At 45.8% G+C, this 17,367-nt stretch carries 15 protein-coding genes; all 15 read left to right on the top strand.

What is annotated here, in order from left to right:
- Positions 1 to 188 precede the first annotated feature (188 nt).
- The 15 genes from AC13CN_RS05940 to AC13CN_RS05870 all read left to right on the top strand — a co-directional run bounded on the left by AC13CN_RS05940 (position 189) and on the right by AC13CN_RS05870 (position 17,129).
- Positions 189 to 554: a GxxExxY protein gene (locus AC13CN_RS05940; protein WP_054641466.1), complete on the top strand. Its 366-nt coding sequence runs from the start codon at positions 189 to 191 to the stop codon at positions 552 to 554.
- 51 nt (positions 555 to 605) lie between these two features.
- Positions 606 to 1,502 (top strand): dTDP-4-dehydrorhamnose reductase, encoded by an 897-nt coding sequence (rfbD, locus tag AC13CN_RS05935; RefSeq protein WP_483053082.1) that lies wholly within the window; start codon positions 606 to 608, stop codon positions 1,500 to 1,502.
- A 104-nt stretch (positions 1,503 to 1,606) separates the two neighbouring features.
- Positions 1,607 to 2,497: a glucose-1-phosphate thymidylyltransferase RfbA gene (gene rfbA / locus AC13CN_RS05930; protein ID WP_483053081.1), complete on the top strand. Its 891-nt coding sequence runs from the start codon at positions 1,607 to 1,609 to the stop codon at positions 2,495 to 2,497.
- Between the two features lie 183 nt (positions 2,498 to 2,680).
- Entirely contained in the window at positions 2,681 to 3,229 is a 549-nt protein-coding gene (rfbC, locus tag AC13CN_RS05925; RefSeq protein WP_483053080.1) for a dTDP-4-dehydrorhamnose 3,5-epimerase, read from the top strand.
- A gap of 122 nt (positions 3,230 to 3,351) precedes the next feature.
- Positions 3,352 to 6,726: a glycosyltransferase gene (locus tag AC13CN_RS05920; RefSeq protein ID WP_483053079.1), complete on the top strand. Its 3,375-nt coding sequence runs from the start codon at positions 3,352 to 3,354 to the stop codon at positions 6,724 to 6,726.
- Positions 6,727 to 6,729: 3 nt separating this feature from the next.
- Positions 6,730 to 7,743 (top strand): hypothetical protein, encoded by a 1,014-nt coding sequence (locus AC13CN_RS05915; RefSeq protein ID WP_483053078.1) that lies wholly within the window; start codon positions 6,730 to 6,732, stop codon positions 7,741 to 7,743.
- A gap of 33 nt (positions 7,744 to 7,776) precedes the next feature.
- The gene (locus tag AC13CN_RS05910; RefSeq protein ID WP_483053077.1) at positions 7,777 to 8,844 is read left to right on the top strand and encodes a hypothetical protein; all 1,068 of its coding nucleotides are present in this window, start codon (positions 7,777 to 7,779) and stop codon (positions 8,842 to 8,844) included.
- 1 nt (position 8,845) lies between these two features.
- Positions 8,846 to 10,456 carry an aldolase catalytic domain-containing protein gene (locus AC13CN_RS05905; RefSeq protein WP_483053076.1) on the top strand — a complete coding sequence of 537 codons (1,611 nt, stop codon included), beginning with the start codon at positions 8,846 to 8,848 and terminating at the stop codon, positions 10,454 to 10,456.
- Positions 10,453 to 11,145, top strand: coding sequence for an acylneuraminate cytidylyltransferase family protein (locus tag AC13CN_RS05900; RefSeq protein ID WP_483053075.1), 693 nt, complete (start codon positions 10,453 to 10,455; stop codon positions 11,143 to 11,145). Before AC13CN_RS05905 ends, AC13CN_RS05900 begins: the two co-directional genes overlap by 4 nt.
- On the top strand, positions 11,142 to 11,801 hold the full coding sequence (locus AC13CN_RS05895; protein WP_483053074.1) for an HAD family hydrolase: 660 nt from the start codon (positions 11,142 to 11,144) through the stop codon (positions 11,799 to 11,801). The genes AC13CN_RS05900 and AC13CN_RS05895 overlap by 4 nt, the downstream gene beginning before the upstream one ends.
- 8 nt (positions 11,802 to 11,809) lie before the next feature.
- Positions 11,810 to 12,733 carry a sulfotransferase family 2 domain-containing protein gene (locus AC13CN_RS05890; RefSeq protein WP_483053073.1) on the top strand — a complete coding sequence of 308 codons (924 nt, stop codon included), beginning with the start codon at positions 11,810 to 11,812 and terminating at the stop codon, positions 12,731 to 12,733.
- A 43-nt stretch (positions 12,734 to 12,776) separates the two neighbouring features.
- Positions 12,777 to 15,014: a glycosyltransferase family 2 protein gene (locus AC13CN_RS05885; RefSeq protein WP_483053072.1), complete on the top strand. Its 2,238-nt coding sequence runs from the start codon at positions 12,777 to 12,779 to the stop codon at positions 15,012 to 15,014.
- A gap of 133 nt (positions 15,015 to 15,147) precedes the next feature.
- On the top strand, positions 15,148 to 16,191 hold the full coding sequence (locus AC13CN_RS05880; RefSeq protein ID WP_062374923.1) for a glycosyltransferase: 1,044 nt from the start codon (positions 15,148 to 15,150) through the stop codon (positions 16,189 to 16,191).
- A gap of 408 nt (positions 16,192 to 16,599) precedes the next feature.
- Positions 16,600 to 16,857 (top strand): type II toxin-antitoxin system RelB/DinJ family antitoxin, encoded by a 258-nt coding sequence (locus AC13CN_RS05875; protein ID WP_054641458.1) that lies wholly within the window; start codon positions 16,600 to 16,602, stop codon positions 16,855 to 16,857.
- On the top strand, positions 16,857 to 17,129 hold the full coding sequence (locus AC13CN_RS05870) for a type II toxin-antitoxin system YafQ family toxin (protein ID WP_054641457.1): 273 nt from the start codon (positions 16,857 to 16,859) through the stop codon (positions 17,127 to 17,129). The genes AC13CN_RS05875 and AC13CN_RS05870 overlap by 1 nt, the downstream gene beginning before the upstream one ends.
- Positions 17,130 to 17,367 lie beyond the last annotated feature (238 nt).

The following is a 17,367-nucleotide window of genomic DNA, read 5'->3' as shown; positions in this document are numbered from 1 at the left end:
TTGCATTTATTAAACCTTATCCGTGTTTTCAGTGAGCGTCCGTGGCCAACCAAAGTGTCTTAGCCACGGAAGACACGGAAGACACGGAAGACACGGAAAGCACGGAAAGCACGGATAAAAACAAGATTTAGATTTTGACCTTATCCGTGTTTTCAGTGAGCGTCCGTGGCCAATATTAAGAGGTGCACATGCTCACGGAAGAAGCACTAACATATCGAATCAGGGGGGCGGTTTTCGAAGTTAGCAAGCAGCTTGGGCCTGGTTTCTTGGAAAGCATCTATCAGAAAGCACTGTTTATTGAACTACAGTCCATAGGCCTGCATGTTGAGGCCGAAAAGCCTGTCAATATTTACTACAAGCAGTGTCTTGTTGGAGAGCATCGGCTCGATCTGTTGGTTGAAGGTAAAATTATTCTAGAGTTGAAAGCGCAAAAAAGCTTGCCTCCATCAGCTGAGCCTCAGCTCATTAACTATCTACGTGCCACTCACTTACCAGTAGGCCTGCTCATTAATTTCACCTTTCCTAAAGCACTGATCAAACGCATTGTCGTTTAATTTTTTATATCCGTGTTTTCCGTGAGCGTCCGTGGCAGAAAAGGATTCACCATGAACATCTTAATCACCGGCGGTAACGGCCAAGTCGGCTTTGAGCTCCAACGCCAATTTGCCATCTTCGGCAATATCCTGGCCCCTACACGCCAAGAGCTCGACTTAACCAACGCCCAAGCAGTAGACGCCTACTTGGGAGAACACCAGCCAGCACTGATCCTCAACGCCGCAGCCTACACGGCAGTAGATAAAGCCGAAAGCGAGCCAGCGCAAGCCAAACGCCTCAATGCCGAGCTGCCAGCACAGTTAGCCGAGTATGCCGCCAAGCACAATATCTCGCTGGTGCACTACTCAACCGACTACGTATACCCCGGCAACGGCGAAACCCCCTGGCAGGAAGATAGCCCCACGGCACCGCACAGTGTATACGGCCAGACCAAGCTGGAAGGTGACCAAGCGGTTACCCAAAGCGGCTGCCAGCACCTGATTTTCCGTACCAGTTGGGTATACGCTGCACGCGGCAACAACTTTATGAAAACCATGCTGCGTTTAAGCCGCGAGCGTGAAGCGCTCAGCATCGTCAACGACCAAATAGGCGCACCCACACCCGCACGCTTAATCGCCCAAGTAACCGCACTAGCGTTCACGCCTCACCCCTCACACTTAACGCTTCACTTAGCATCAGGCATCTACCACTTGGCACCGCGTGGGGAAACCAGCTGGCACGGGTTCGCATGCGAAATTTTTGAGCAGGCACGCAAAGCAGGAGAAACGCTTGCTATTAAGCCGCAAGGCGCAGCGGGCATTCCCACCGCTGAGTATCCAACGCCTGCACAACGGCCTCTAAACTCACGAATGAACCTGAGTAAACTTGAAGCTGCCCTTGGTGTCACACTACCGACTTGGCAAGCCCAGTTGGGCCTAACCCTTAAAGAATACCTCGAAAATACATAAGCCACGGAAGACACGGACACCACGGAAAAAACTAAAAGTGTGTTTTGCCTTTATCCGTGTTTTCAGTGAGTGTCCGTAGCAATTAACCTACACAGGAGGTAACCATGAGCCAAAATACCCAACGTAAAGGCATTATTCTTGCCGGAGGATCTGGCACCCGTTTACACCCCATCACGCGTGGCGTTTCAAAGCAACTACTGCCTATTTACGACAAGCCGATGATCTACTACCCGATCTCGGTGCTGATGCTGGCGGGGATTCGCGATATTTTGATTATCTCGACACCAGAAGATTTGCCGCAATATAAAAACCTACTGGGCAGCGGAGACGACTTTGGTATCAACCTTCAGTATGCCGAGCAGCCTAGCCCCGATGGTTTGGCCCAAGCGTTTATCATTGGTGAAGAGTTCATTGGCGAAAGCCCCGTGTGCTTGGTGTTAGGAGACAACATCTTCCACGGCCAGCACTTCTCTGAGCAGCTAAAGCGCGCGGATCAGCAGCCCAGCGGTGCCACCGTATTTGGTTACCTGGTAAAAGACCCCGAACGCTTTGGCGTGGTTGAATTCAATGAAGATGGTACGGCTATTTCCATTGAAGAGAAGCCTAAAAAGCCTAAATCAGCGCACGCGGTAACGGGCCTTTACTTCTACGACAACGACGTTGTGGAAATTGCCAAAAACGTAGAGCCTTCCGAGCGCGGCGAGCTGGAAATCACCAGCGTTAATAATGCGTACCTTGAACGTGGCGACCTGCGTGTAGAACGCCTAGGACGTGGCTTTGCTTGGTTGGATACCGGCACTCACGATAGCCTGCTAGAAGCCAGCCAATATGTACAAACTATTGAACACCGCCAAGGCCTTAAAATCGCCTGCCTAGAAGAAATTGCATGGCAGCACGGCTGGGTGAGCGACGGACACCTTGCAACGTTGGCAAAACCGCTCTCTAAAACCCAATACGGCCAGTATCTACAGCGCCTTTTGATAACCAAACGATAATATCTAGCCACAGACACTCACTGAAAACCTGTTTCGCCACGGACACTCACGGACGGCACGGACAAAACCTTAAATTCTTTATTGGTTTTTGACTTTATTGGTTGTTGCTTTTGACCTTGTCCGTGTTTTCCGTGAGTGTCCGTGGCCAATTAAAACGCAGCTAATTTAGGTGGTCTACCAGCTATGCATTACGAAAAACTCGCCATTCCCGATGTGGTACTGCTCACCCCCCAAGTGTTCGGTGATGAACGCGGTTTCTTCATGGAAACCTTTCGCCAGAGCGAATTCGAAAAGCACTGCGGCAACTACCGGTTTGTACAGGACAACCACAGCAAATCTACCCACGGTATTTTGCGCGGCCTTCACTACCAGTACCAACAGCCCCAAGGTAAGTTGGTACGCGTCACCCGTGGTGAAGTGTACGATGTAGCGGTGGATATGCGTAAAAGCTCCCCCACGTTTGGGCAATGGGTAGGGGCGCTGCTAAATGAAGAAAATAAGCAAATGCTTTGGGTACCCCCGGGTTTTGCGCACGGCTTCTACGTAACAAGCGAGGAAGCCGAGTTTCAGTATAAGTGTACGGATTATTATGCGCCTGGAGACGAAGTATCAGTCGCGTGGGACGATCCACAGCTAGCGATTAGCTGGCCGCTCAAAAAAGGCCAAGCACCGCAGTTGTCAGGCAAGGATGCGCAAGGCACCTCTTTTGCAAATGCTCCCTACTTTAAGTAAAGAGTGTTCTTAGTTTAGTAATTGCGTTATCAATTTGAAGTAGATGTGCTTCTTTTCAATGTTATAACAATGAAGCGACTTCTTGCTTTTTGATATGCATGAAATTGATAAAGGGATTTTTCATGTTTTTAAAGTTAGAAAAGAAGCTTTTCCCACGCAAGAAAAGCCAAAAACCATATAAGAATATAGAACCTTCACAAGCGGTTGAGCACCCGCCTGAAATCGAGCTGGATGCCGCTTATTACCGTTCAAAATATGATGATCTGAAAGCGCTTCCCGATGAAGAGCTAGCTGAACACTGGAAACAATTTGGCCAGAAAGAAGGTCGATTTGGTTCTGCAAGGCATGAGTTAGGCCTGCCTAGTGCTAACCAGCAAAGCAGCCATGAAGCGGATGATGCTTTCGATGCTGGCTTCTATCTGGCGATTAATCAGGATCTAAAAGCGGCAGGTGTCGTCACGGATGAGGCGCTCAAGCAGCATTATGAAACTCACGGAAATAAAGAAAAGCGCCCGGCAACGATTAAAGCGTGGCTGCGCAGTAAAAAACTACCCAGCGATTTCTTGCCCGAAAATATGTGCTTTAACCGCCTACAGGCCTTGAATTCGCGTAAAGGGATGGAGATTGATAGCCAGGATATGCTCAATGCCTTTCTTGGAAAGCCTAGCATTCCTGTAGCATTTTCAGAATCGGATAATCAAAACGCTCGTCATTACTTAATGATGGCGCGTTACTACTTGACGGTTTCAAATCGGCAGGCCGCTCGTGCGCTTCTTAACGCATCCAATACGTTTGAAGCGATTGGTGGCGCATTAGAATTAATGGGTAATACATATTTGGACGAAGGGCAGAACCGTATTGCGCTGGGCTACTACAACGCTGCCAGGGCGCTGGGGGATTCCCCTAAGTGGTTGAACCATAACCGTGCCACCTGCTTGTCGCGATTGCATCAGCATGAAAAAGCGCTCTTGGCTATTGCTGAAGGGGTAGAGGCTCATCCCGACTTTACAGGCCAGTTAGATAAGCTTGATGAAATAGCCAATACAGCATGGGATGATATTTATCCGGCATTCTTAAGCTATGTGGGCCAGGGAAACCGTGATGAGTTAGTAAAAGCGTGTGACCGTTTTACAGACACCCTTTACAGCGCTTATCTAATAGCCAGCGGTCGCCAACATAACCCAGAAACACTGTCCAATCTTAACAAAGAGCGAATTCTCATTATTGGGGACTACCACGTACCCCAGTGTGAGCGTTACCGTATTAATCAAAAAATTGAACAGCTCACTGCCGTAGGTAAAACGGTCACTGCCATTGATTGGATGACGCTCGAAAACAGCAGCGATATGGTTGCAGCACACGATGTTATTATTTTTTATCGTGTACCTGCCGTGCCGAAAGTGATCAAAGCCATGGCACAGACCAATGCAGCCGGTAAGCTAAGCCTTTATGAAATTGATGACTTAATCTTTGAGCCCGTTTACCCGCCCGCGCTTTCCACTTATGGCGGTTATGTGTCAATTGATACGTATCGTGAGCTAACCCGCGGTATGGCTCTTTTTCATGCGGCGGCTAGGCATTGCCGGTTTGGGTTGGCCTCTACGGTTCCTCTGCAACAAAGGTTAGCCAAGCTGGTATTTGGTAAACACTGCTTATTACACCGTAATGGACTCGATAGTCTTAATGAAATTGCTGACTTAAAAGAGCACTCTAAAGGCACGCTAGATATTTTCTATGGCAGTGGGACCCAGGCACACAACCAAGACTTCATTGACTTGGCCTTGCCCGCCATCCAGAAATTGCTGCGCAAGCACAAACACCTGCGTCTAGTAATCGTTGGTTATCTCAAGCTCCCCAATAGCTTCACCACCGAGTTTGCTGATCAGTTATCACTACTGCCGCCCATCAAAAGTGTACAAGGTTATTGGTCGTTGCTACGAAATGCAGATATCAACCTAGCGGTGCTTCACGATGATGAGATCAATGCCTGTAAATCTGAGCTGAAATGGTTTGAAGCAGCATGTTATGGCGTACCCTCTGTAGTCAGTGCCACACAAAATTACCGGGATGTAATTCGCGATGGAGAAGATGCCTTCCTTGCGGCAACGGCAGAGCAGTGGGAAGCGGCGATTACCAAGCTCGTCGAAAGCCCCGAATTGCGAAAAAATATGGGCAAAGCAGCTCAACAGCGGACAGTGGAAGAATATTCACTGGAGGTGCTGGGTAACCAGCTAGTGGAACAGGTCGATCAAGCGGCTGCCTCGTTGGCAGTTGTTCAGCCTAATAGTGACGGGCTAGAAGCTAAACCAAGGCGCCGTAAAGTGGCTTTGGTAAACGTGTTTTTCCCGCCACAATCAATTGGCGGTGCAACTCGTGTCGTGGCTGACAATTTTAATGCGCTTCGCAAACACTTTAGTGATGAGGTAGACCTTTGCGTATTTACGGCAGATGCAGAGTGTAGAACGCCACATCAATTGAGCGTTTACAACCATCACGATGTTAGGGTATATCGAGCAACGCCTATTTACCGCGAGCATATGGATTGGCATGCACAAGACCCTAAAATGAAAGCGCTCTTCGCAGAATTCTTGGCATGTGAACAGCCTGACATTATTCACTTCCATTGTATTCAGCGCCTGACTGGCTCGATTGTCGAAGCCGCCCAAGAGGCGAACATTCCTTACCTCATCACCGCCCATGATGCGTGGTGGATTTCAGACTTCCAGTTCCTGGTGGATCACAAAGGCAAAGTCTATCCAGAAGGGCATCCAGACCCCTTTGCACCTATCGAACTACCGGCCAATATGAGCATTGAGGCATCGGTAGAACGCAAGCTCTATTTAAAAGGGTTGTTAAAGGGAGCACGCCAAGTACTGACTGTTTCTAATGCCTTTGCGGATATTTACCGTAAAAATGGCGTGGCTGATATACAGGTCATTCCCAACGGTATATCGGAAGAAATGCCATGGGCACCTAAGGATACCAGCTACACCTCGCGGGTAGTGGGTGGCCATATCGGGGGCATGTCTGCACATAAAGGCTATTACCTGCTGAAACAGGCGGTAATGGAATCGCAGCCAGACAACATGGAGTTTTTGGTGGTCGACCACTCCAAAGAGGAAGGGTTTGAAGCTAAAGACACGTGGGGTAAGGTGCCCGTTAGGTTCATAGGCCGGGTATCCCAAGAGAAGATGGTGGATCTGTATCGTCAGATTGATGTGCTATTTGCGCCTTCTACATGGCCCGAAAGTTTTGGTCTCGTAACGAGAGAAGCGGCTGCTTGTGGATGTTGGATTATAGCAAGTAATATAGGCGGGATTGGCGAAGGAGTCGTTGAAAATAAAACAGGTAATGTGTTAAGTCCAAATTTACAAGAGCTGAGTGTTTTTTTAAAAAATGTAGATATAAGCTCGCTTAAAGGCACTTCTCAAAATCTTTCTAATTTCTTCTTTACCAGTTTAAATCAAACTGATGAATTGATATCTTTGTTAAGGTGATTTATGCAGAATGTTCTAATTAAAGATGGAAAAGCTGTTATTTTTACAAAAGTGATAGCAAATAATAGAAGCAGGCTTGAGTTTTTTTCAGGTGAGCGTCAAGTAAGTCCAGTAGAGTTTGATATTAAAGATAATCTGATTGTTACTGTGCCGATTGATGCCTTTTCAATTTATGAAAAAAACAGCTTATTAATTGATGGCGAAGAAATTGATGTGGGTTTTCTTTTTAAAAATTATAAGCTAGACCTATCTAAAGTTAATGATGAGTTTTACATGACGAGAAGTTTAGTAAATGCCGCTTCTCGAGAATATAACAAAGACGAAATTTTTTTCGTTGCTTTAAATGCATTACGTGTTGTAAAAAAAGATAATCATTTTTTCGGTGCGCTCATAACATTGTTATGCTATCGAGTACTAGAGCAACCAGATTCCCGGGGTTGGATTGTAGATAGTCTTTTTGAGGAGAAGAGAAAGTTCGATAACTCCGAAATAACACTAACACCTAATAGGTCACGTTGGATCATTTCTTCATCATGCACACTTGGTATGGTGTTGCTTTTAAAAGGAGAAATATTTGCAGCTAATGAAGTTTTAAAATCTAGCTTAGAAAATGCTGACCCTGAAATGAATCAATTATGTTATTGGAATTATTCTTTGTGTTTATTTATGATTGCTTTAATTGAAACGTATCAAGGTGATTTTGTTTCTTCTGGTTGGAAGTATATCAAAGTTTTCGACTTTTCAAGAAAGGCAATCAATGATCTTTATCACTCTAGAAATGATTGGTTGTTAGGCCAGGTTTCAGATTGTAAGGCTTTGCTGAGTATTGGCGAGCTTGCAGTCAAGTGTGCATCTAAATGTCTTGGAAACATACCTGCAGAATCTCGAATTGCTGCAATAAAATACAATGGTAACATAAATTTAAACCCTATCTTCGAAAGAAGTAGAGATGCTAGAAAGCTTGCAAATGAATCATTCTTTCAAGAGGTGGAAAAAAAGTTGAATGAGGCGAGGTGAAATATGATTATAGGCCCCTCACATGTGATACGAATGTCACATTTCAACTTTTATTTGAATGTGACGCATGAGTTTTATGGCATTGGCGGATTGCCTATATGGCATCATTCAATTAAAAAATATGTCTGTGGTTCTATTTTAGATAAAAGCTCAGCTTTTATTTTAGTAGGTGATTTTCGATTTGGAAATGGGTACGACTATACAGGGCTTGAAAGTGATATTTTCCGAGTAGAACGAAAATATATTTCAGGAAAAGATGATGAGCGTATGTATGCTAAGTCAATTAAAGCATTAGATGAGTTAACTGATATAGGTGGTAATTATATTTTTTGGTGTTTGTTTGCTAGAGAATATAAAAATAAAAAAAAGGATAAATATTTTTTTGATGGTGTTTACAAACATCCTGCTTGGCATCTTGAAAAAGTTGAGAAACGTTACTCTAAATCTTGTGTGCCTCTGGCTGGATTGTTGGATTACAATCTTGATTTTTTCTTCATAGATAGCAGTAATCATCCTTCTCTATACGGCTTTCTGTTTCTTAAGTACGTTGTTGAAGGAACGGCTCCAGAAGTTGCTTACTGTATTTTACTGCGCTTAAGGAAAAAAATTTCAGCTTTGCTTGAAAAAAAAATGTTACTAGTTGATAAAGTGATAGTGTCTGGAGTGAATTCAAGTTTTCGCTTATTTAAAGAAACGGTTTATAATGGTTTTTTTGATGCTTCCTTCACAAGGTGCTTTGGCATACGTGAGGCAGATGAAGCTCTTTTTTCAGCGGATAAGTTTTTCAATAGTTTGATTTTTTTTGGCACTGAGGATAGTTTGAATAGTGAGGCCAGTAATAACTTTCTATTCAAAGCAAATTATGAGCTCAAAGTGTTAATTACCTTGAGCGATTATTGCGCCAAGGTATATCGTTCTGTTGATGGTGGTCAGTTTAAGCTACTAAATGAACTGGTGCTCCATGGTGCTGATAAAGAAATTGTTGGTGGGAATGCGAATTTTCTCGGTTTTTTGAAAATTCTAACTGCTGCAGTTTTTGCATTGAATGTTGATGCTGAATATGCAGAAAATGTAATTAATGACCTAATTGAGGATTTTTAAAATGGCTTTAACTTTTTTAGACTGCACCCTTCGTGATGGTGGATATTATAATCAATGGGATTTTTCTGAATCTCTAATAGCTGAATATTTAGAGGCTATGCAAGCTGCTGGAGTTGATGTGGTGGAGCTAGGCCTTAGGTCACTAAAAAATATAGGTTATCAAGGGCCTTGTGCTTTCACTACTGATGATTTTATTAGTGCTTTAAATGTACCCTCAGGACTAACCGTGGGTGTGATGATTAATGGCAGTGAGTTAGTGGGAAGCTTGCCTCAGTCAGAAGTGTTGGCCAAGCTTTTTCCTAATGATGCTAAAAACTCGCCAGTTCAGTTAGTGCGAATTGCATGCCATGTGCATGAATTTACGTCTTCTTTACCTGCAGTAGTCTGGTTGAAAGAGCGTGGCTTTAGAGTTGGCTTTAACTTGATGCAAATTGCTGACCGTACCGAAGAGGAAGTTATAGCACTTGCCCGAGAGGCTAGTTCTTATCCTTTAGATGCTCTTTATTTTGCAGATAGCATGGGGAGCATGAATCCTGATCAAGCAGCCCAGATAATCAAGTGGCTTCGTACAGAGTGGGAAGGGCCTATAGGTATTCATACACATGATAACTTAGGTCTGGCTCTCTCTAATACTTTGCGTGCTATTGACGAAGGAGTTACGTGGGTAGATTCTACAGTAACTGGTATGGGACGTGGCCCCGGGAATGCTCGGACGGAAGAACTCGCTATTGAGCTAGCCGGAATCCGTGATAAAAAAGTTAGCATGGTGCCGCTAATGGCCTTGTTGCGTAAACAGTTTAAGCCAATGCAAGAGTACTATGGTTGGGGTACAAATCCGTATTATTATCTAGCTGGTAAGTATGGTATTCATCCTACTTATATTCAAGAGATGCTTAGTGATTCGAGATTCGATGAGGAAGATATTCTTGCTGTTATTGAATACCTTCGAGTTGAAGGTGGTAAGAAATTCAATTTTAATACTTTAGATTCAGCACGTCACTTTTATAACAACGAAATTAAAGGTACATGGTCGCCTAAAGCTTCATTTGAAGGGAAAAATGTTCTTCTACTAGGTACAGGCCCTGGTGTTGAAAAGTATGTAAAAGTATTAGAGCGCTTTATTGTTAAAGAAAAGCCATTGGTTCTTGCTCTTAATACGCAGAGTTCGATAAGTGCAGAGTTTATAGATTTTCGTGTGGCCTGCCATCCAGTCCGATTGTTAGCTGATTGTGAAATGCATGCTAAATTACCACAGCCTTTAATCACACCGTACTCTATGCTCCCAGAAGAAGTTAAAAGTGCTTTAGCTGGTAAAGAGGTTCTTGATTTTGGATTGAATGTAGAGCCTGATAAGTTTGAGTTTGGTCATGATTGTTGCACTAGTCCAAATTCTCTTGTTATGGCTTATGCCTTTGCGGTTGCTGCAAGTGGCGGGGCTAAAAAATTATTTATGGCTGGTTTTGACGGATATGAAGGCGAAGATCCGCGTAATTTGGAAATGAATCAAGTTGTTAAGCTATATCAAAGAAGTTCATCAAATACACCTTTGATTGCTATTACACCAACTAGGTATGATGTTGAAAAAACAAGTGTATATGGTTTAGTATCATGAAAGATAAAATTACTTGCTTTTTACCTTGTCGTCTAGGAAGTCAGCGCGTACCTAGAAAAAACATTAAACCTTTCGCTGGTCATGAGTTTGGGCTAATACAAGTTAAGCTGAAGCAACTGATTTCAGCAAATTTAATTGATGAGATAGTGCTCTCGACTAATGATGAATCGATTATCGAATATGCCTCAGCTCTTCGAGTAGAAAAGTTGAAAATACACCGTCGTGAAGAGGAGCTATCATCTAGTAGTACAAGTACTGATAGTCTTGTTTCGCATGCAGCATCTTTAGTAAGCTCTGGGAATATTCTTTGGACACATGTTACTTCGCCGTTCATCACGGCTAAGCTTTACGATAAAATTATTAATGCTTACTTTGATGCAAAAAAACAAGGGTTTGACTCCCTAATGACTACTACTAAAATGCATGGTTTTTTATGGAAAGATAGTCAGCCCTTTAATTACAGTCGTGACTTGGAAAAATGGCCAAGAACACAAACGATTGAGCCTTTGCATGAGGTGAATAGCGCGGTTTTTCTAACTTCTCTTAGTGTATATGAACAGAAAGCAGATCGGATAGGTGACACGCCTTATCTTTATGCATTAGATAAACTAGTAAGCCATGATATAGACTGGCCTGAAGATTTTGCTATTGCAGAGTGTATGGCTGAAAAAAGATTGGTTGATTTATGAGATCTCATATTTCGAAATATAGAACTTTGGTTTTTGATTGTGATGGTGTTGTATTGAATTCTAACTCCATAAAAACTGAAGCTTTTTATGAAGCGGCTTTACCATATGGTGTTTTAGCAGCCAAACGTCTAGTAAAGTATCATGTGGAGAATGGTGGTGTCTCGCGTTACAGAAAGTTTGATTACTTTCTTCGCAATTTGATTGAGCCAAGCCAGCCAGGTCCATGCATCGATAGATTGTTAGCTGATTACTCTGCCCGCGTTCGCCAGGGATTGTTGAGTTGTGAAATAGCAAATGGCCTTGTTGATCTTAGGCGTTGCACTGCTGGTGCGAAATGGCTGATTGTATCAGGTGGTGATCAAGATGAGCTTCGTGAGTTGTTTAAAGTTAGAGGTATATCTAACCTTTTCAATGGAGGTATTTTTGGTAGCCCAGACAATAAGGAAAAGATTTTGCAGCGTGAGATTGATATTGGCAATATTATTTTTCCTGCTTTGTTTTTAGGCGATAGCAAATATGACTATCATGCTGCACTTTCTTTCAATATAGATTTTTTGTTTTTATCGTCTTGGAGTGAGTTGGTAAATAAACAGCAGTGGATCAAAGAGCATGGGATTTCCGCTGCAGAAAATATTGAATCGATTTTTCATTTTTAGGTATTGATATGTTTTTTGTCCATATACCCAAGACAGCAGGCACTAGTTTTAGAAAAGCAGCTGAAACTTTTTATGGTTCGGATAATGTTTTATATGATTACTCTTACTCATCTCATGAGACGTCGCATTTAATTAACGATCTTATTTACAATAAAAAAGATAGTTTTTTATTAAAAAAATATGTGCAAGAGAATGGTCATGTTTTTTTAAGTGGCCATGTTCCAGCGAATAAGTACATTCATGTTTTTGGGGTTCGTAATACGTTAACTTTTTTACGTGAGCCCGTGCAAAGAGTTGTTTCAGAATACAATCACTTTGTACGGCATAATGGTTATAAAGGAAGCCTTTCTTCGTTTTATGTTAAAGATGCTTTTATAAACCGTCAGTCCAAGATGTTGCACAACATACCTTTAGAGTCCTTAGGGTTTATAGGTATTACTGAGTTCTATGATGAGTGTTTGGCTATTGTTAACAGTGATTTTAAGTCTCAAATTAATTCTGTTGAAATGAACTTAGGAAGGGGTGATAAATCGAAAAGTTATAGTTTGCCAATAAGCCAGTTGCAAGAAATTGTTGAGCTCAACCAAGATGATATTGTTTTATATGAGAAAGCTAAAAAAATTTTTTTAAATAGAAAAGAGATTTTTACTAGCGGTTTGCCTTTTGCTCATGGAGCAGTGCAGCAAAGAAACGAGAAGAGTGTTAGTGGATGGGCTTGGTGGTCGAATAGTGATGAACCAGTGAATCTTAATGTAGAGTATGATGGTGAAGTGTTGGCAAATATTTCTGCAACAGCTCTCCGTGCAGGCATGCTGAGGTTAAATTTACCAAGAGATGGATATGTTAGCTTTCACGTAAATTTTTCTAAGCCAATAGCAGAATACGCTAACATTGTTGTAAAAGTTGCTGATACAGGGCAGATTTTATACTAGGGCTTTTTTTAATATTTGCATTTGTTTCATGAAAGAGATCGCTGTGACCCTTTTTTCCCATACGCCTGACTATCAGCCCCGTTGCCATTTGCAAGCGCTCTCGCCGGAAGCCGCTTACCAATGGCAAGCCGTTGGTGAAGACCCTCAGTTTACGTTTCCCAAGGCCCGTTTACTGCCCGGCTGGCAAATGCTGGAAATTGCGATAGACCACGACCAGCCTAGCGCTGCCGTTAAGCTCTATTTTAACCGAGGAAAAGGGTTCGAAGAGGAGAGTAGCGTTTACTTGCCCGTGAAAGCAGGGCGGGTTACTAAACGACTGTTTTGGATGCCTACCGGCGTTAAATCCTTACGGCTAGACCCATTGGAAGGCGAGGGTTGCTTCTCTATCCGCCATTTACGTTTTGTGTGGCTAACCCCTTGGTTTGCTCACGACCGTTTGGCCCAGCGCTTATCTAATATGCATTTTCAGTGGCGTAATACGCCTAAGCGCAGCGTTATTAAAGCACTCAAACGCAAAGCGGCTGATGAGGGCAAGCCGTGGCGCGAGTTAGCGTTGGCGGAGTATGAGGCAACGTTCGAGCGTTATTCCGTGCAGCGCAGCTATGCCGAGTGGTTACATAACCAGCCCACTAGGTCTCTTGAAGAGCGGCAGGCAGTATTGGCAGGGTTGGCCTCTAAACCGCTTATTTCAATACTCATGCCGGTCTTCAACCCTACATTGGAACATTTAAAAACCTGCTTGGACTCCGTGCTTGCCCAGCATTACCCCCATTGGCAGCTCTGCATCGCGGATGATGCCTCAACAGAACCTGGCGTTTCCGCGTTGCTAGCCGAATATGCTGAGCGTGACCCGCGTATACAGGTAGTACGCCGTGAACAGAATGGGCATATTTGTGCCGCCAGCAATTCTGCCCTTGAATTGGCGCAGGGGAGCTTTGTTGCACTACTCGATCATGATGATTGCCTAGCCCCCGAAGCATTGCTTGAAATGGCTGTAGCGATCAATCAATCGCCACAGGCCCGCCTGCTTTATAGTGATGAAGATAAACTGGACGAAGGCGGTAGGCGCTACGACCCCCACTTTAAACCGGATTGGAACCCTGATCTGCTATTGGCGCAAAACTATATTTCCCATTTAGGGGTATACCAGACTGCTTTGGTGCGTGGGCTGGGCGGTTTTCGCGAAGGATTTGAAGGAAGCCAAGACCACGATCTAGCGCTACGTGTCACCGCCGCCATTGCTCCCGAGCAAATTATCCATGTGCCTCGGGTACTCTACCATTGGCGCGCTGCGGAAGGCTCAACGGCCATGAATAGCGGGCAGAAAGACTATACTGCTACCGCAGGGCTTAACGCTGTTAGGGAACACTTAGCCGCTCATCACTCCGGTGCGCTAGTAGAACATGGAACCTTTGCTAATACTTACCACGTGCGCTGGCCGCTACCCAAGCAAGCGCCATTGGTAAGTCTTCTAATTCCCACCCGTGACCGAGTGGAAATCCTGAAGCCATGCGTAGACGCCATTCTTGACAGAACGGATTATCCTCACCTGGAAGTGTTGATTCTCGATAACCAGAGTAGCTGTACCGCTACGCTGGACTATATGCATGACGTAGCCAACCGTGACGCGCGAGTGCGTGTGTTGCGCTGGAACGAGCCGTTCAACTATTCGGCGATCAATAACTATGGGGCTATGCATGCCCGAGGGGAAATTCTCGGGCTGGTGAACAACGATATCGAGCCGATCAACCCTGATTGGCTTGATGAAATGGTCCGCCAAGCCTGCCGACCGGAGATCGGCTGCGTGGGGGCCAAGCTTTATTATCCTAACGACCTTATCCAGCATGGGGGCGTTATCCTTGGTTTAGGCGGTGTGGCTGGGCACTCCCATAAGTATTTTCCAAGAAGCCACCCCGGATATTTCTATCGATTGCATCTGGCACACAATCTATCTGCAGTAACCGCTGCCTGCTTGTTATTGAGGAAAAGTGTCTTTGAACAGGTAGGTGGGCTCAACGAAGAGCATCTTACCGTTGCCTTTAACGACGTGGATTTATGTCTAAAGGTTCGAGAGGCGGGCTACCGTAATCTGTGGACCCCCTATGCTGAGCTTTACCACCATGAATCAATCTCACGCGGGGCCGACGACAACGCTAAGAAGCGTGCCCGTGCTGCTGGGGAAGTTGCCTACATGCGTGAGACGTGGGCAGCTCAGTTGGATAACGACCCTGCTTATAATCCTAATTTAACGCTGGTGCATGAAGATTTTTCGCTCCGTTAGGGATGAGTACTGAAGGGTGAGGAGTTGTGTCGCGAGCGGTAAGCGAAGTGGTGCCGGGGCTGGTGGGGGCCAGTATCGGTTACGCGCTACGGTGTGTGCATCACTCGATTAATGGATTAAAAAAGGATGCATCGTGAGTAGCCACATTCACTGGGTCGTTCTCAGCGATGGCGCGCGGCCAACCGAAGATATCTATTTCCATGAGTCCGCCGCGCCTGCACTGAATTACCAGGGCGTGTTAACCGAGCGCTGTCCTGTTTCTCGCTCTTTTGGCGCTGCGCGGCTGCACGGGCGCTCCTTCAAGCACCGCTTCGCCGGGGTAAACCTGCTGTTATGCCGCTCGCTGCCGTTAAGCTGGCTGCGCTGGCTAGAGCGCAACCGTAATGCTTTTGGTTATATCGTTTATTTGATTGATGATGATATAGCCGCTGCCGCCGTTGATGCCACGCTACCCAGCGCTTATCGCAAACGTATGGCGGGGATCGCCAGCCTTCAGCCCCGCTTACTGGCCCTGGCCGATGAGGTGGTGGCATGCAGCGACCAACTGGCAAGCTACTTTACCCCGCGCCACGCCAAGGTTTCAGTGCTTACACCGCCGTTGCTGGCGCCATTGCCGAGCCAGGAGCACTTATCGGTTACCGCTTCTTCAGAAACGCCGTGGCAGATAGGCTTTCACGGTACGCGGGCGCACCTTCAGGATTTACTGCATATCACACCTGCCTTGGAAGCACTGCAAAAGCAGCGTGATGATACCGAGCTTGAAATCATGCTGGGCCAACATATTCCCAAGCGGTTGGCGGCGCTGCCACGGGTGAAAGCCCCGGCACCGTTGCCCTGGCAGGCTTTTCAGCAGTACCAACGCCAGCGACGAATACACATTGGCTTGGCACCTCTATTAGCAACGCCGTTCAATCAGGGAAAATCGTTTATCAAGTTTTTGGATATTGCTGCTATGGGCGGAGTAGGCATCTACTCCAATCGCTACCCCTATACAGAGGTGGTTCGCCATGGCGAAAACGGCCTGCTAGCAGGGGATTCCCCTGACGAATGGCACACCGCGATGCAGCAATTGCTCAACCACCCTGAGGCGACCGTTAAAATGGCAAAACAGGCGGCCATGGATGCACAGCGCATCGGTGACCCAGCGCACACAATTACTTTTTGGCAGGCGCGGTAGCGTGGTTGAGAACTGAGAAAGCACGCTTCGTTCGTGTGGGCCCGTCAGGCCTTACGGAAGTCGAGTGGTTAATGGTGATTTGTGAGTGGTGAGTGGTGAGTGGTGATTTGTGAATGGTGAATAGGTGATGAAATCAAAAATATCTTCGGAATACACATCCCAGCCCTCACCGCCAACGAGGCAAGTTATCTCGTCGGCTTTAGAACCGCTGACGAGATCCGAAATCGATGCGTTAAGGCAGAAAAAGAAACAGCTAAGCGCCTATTATCAAAAGGTTATACGAGATCAGCTGGCCAATAGGTGAGTTCAGGCCGTCTACAAGCGTTTACCCTCGGTGCCTGATGACAAGGCGGCGTAGCCCGGCTATAATGTGGCTACAAAGTAGCTACGAAAGAGAAGGAGAGAGTCATGAGTGCTGATACCGTGGTCCGAGCCCGCATCGACAGCGAAACCAAAGAGCGCGCCACCGTTGCCCTGGAGGCTATGGGTCTGTCCGTGTCCGACGCCATACGCCTTTTGATGCTGCGGATCGCCGACGAAAAGCGCCTGCCGTTTGCCGTGCAGGTGCCGAACGCCACTACGGCCAAGGTTCTGGAAGAGCTGGAAGCCGGCAAGGGCAAGCGCTTTGATAGCGCGGATGCGCTGTTCGAGGACCTGGGCATCTGATGCTAACCCCAGTACGTTCCAGCCAGTTCAAGCGAGATGTGAAGCGGGTCCAGAAACGCGGCAAGGACATGGATAAGCTCCGGTGCTTGCTGGGCCTGCTGCTCGAGCAAGCTCCCTTGCCGGATGCTTACCAGGATCACCCATTACGGGGGAACTGGAAGGGATACCGAGATGCCCACATCGAACCCGATTGGTTGCTGCTGTATCGCGTAGTGGATGAGGAACTGCACTTGGCTCGTACTGGTAGTCACGCTGATCTCTTCCGCGAGTAGACAAGGCAAGAAAGGATGATACTTTACCTTGCCGGCATGACTGCTCCTGACCATAAATCAAGGGGTTAGGCACCATCATAGGATGATATTCTTTTTTCATCCCACAGAAAGCCTTAAGCTGTAAGGGGTGAGAGCTTCGCTTGTGAGGGTAAGGGGGAGGAGCGCGGGCAGTCTCCTTTGCCCGCAGCACGGGTCAGTGGGAGGCGAGCTCGTTGAAGAAGGCTGGGTTGTCAAATAT

Source organism: Vreelandella sp. L-25 (assembly GCF_056857535.1).
This window is presented reverse-complemented; position numbering and strand designations above follow the sequence as displayed.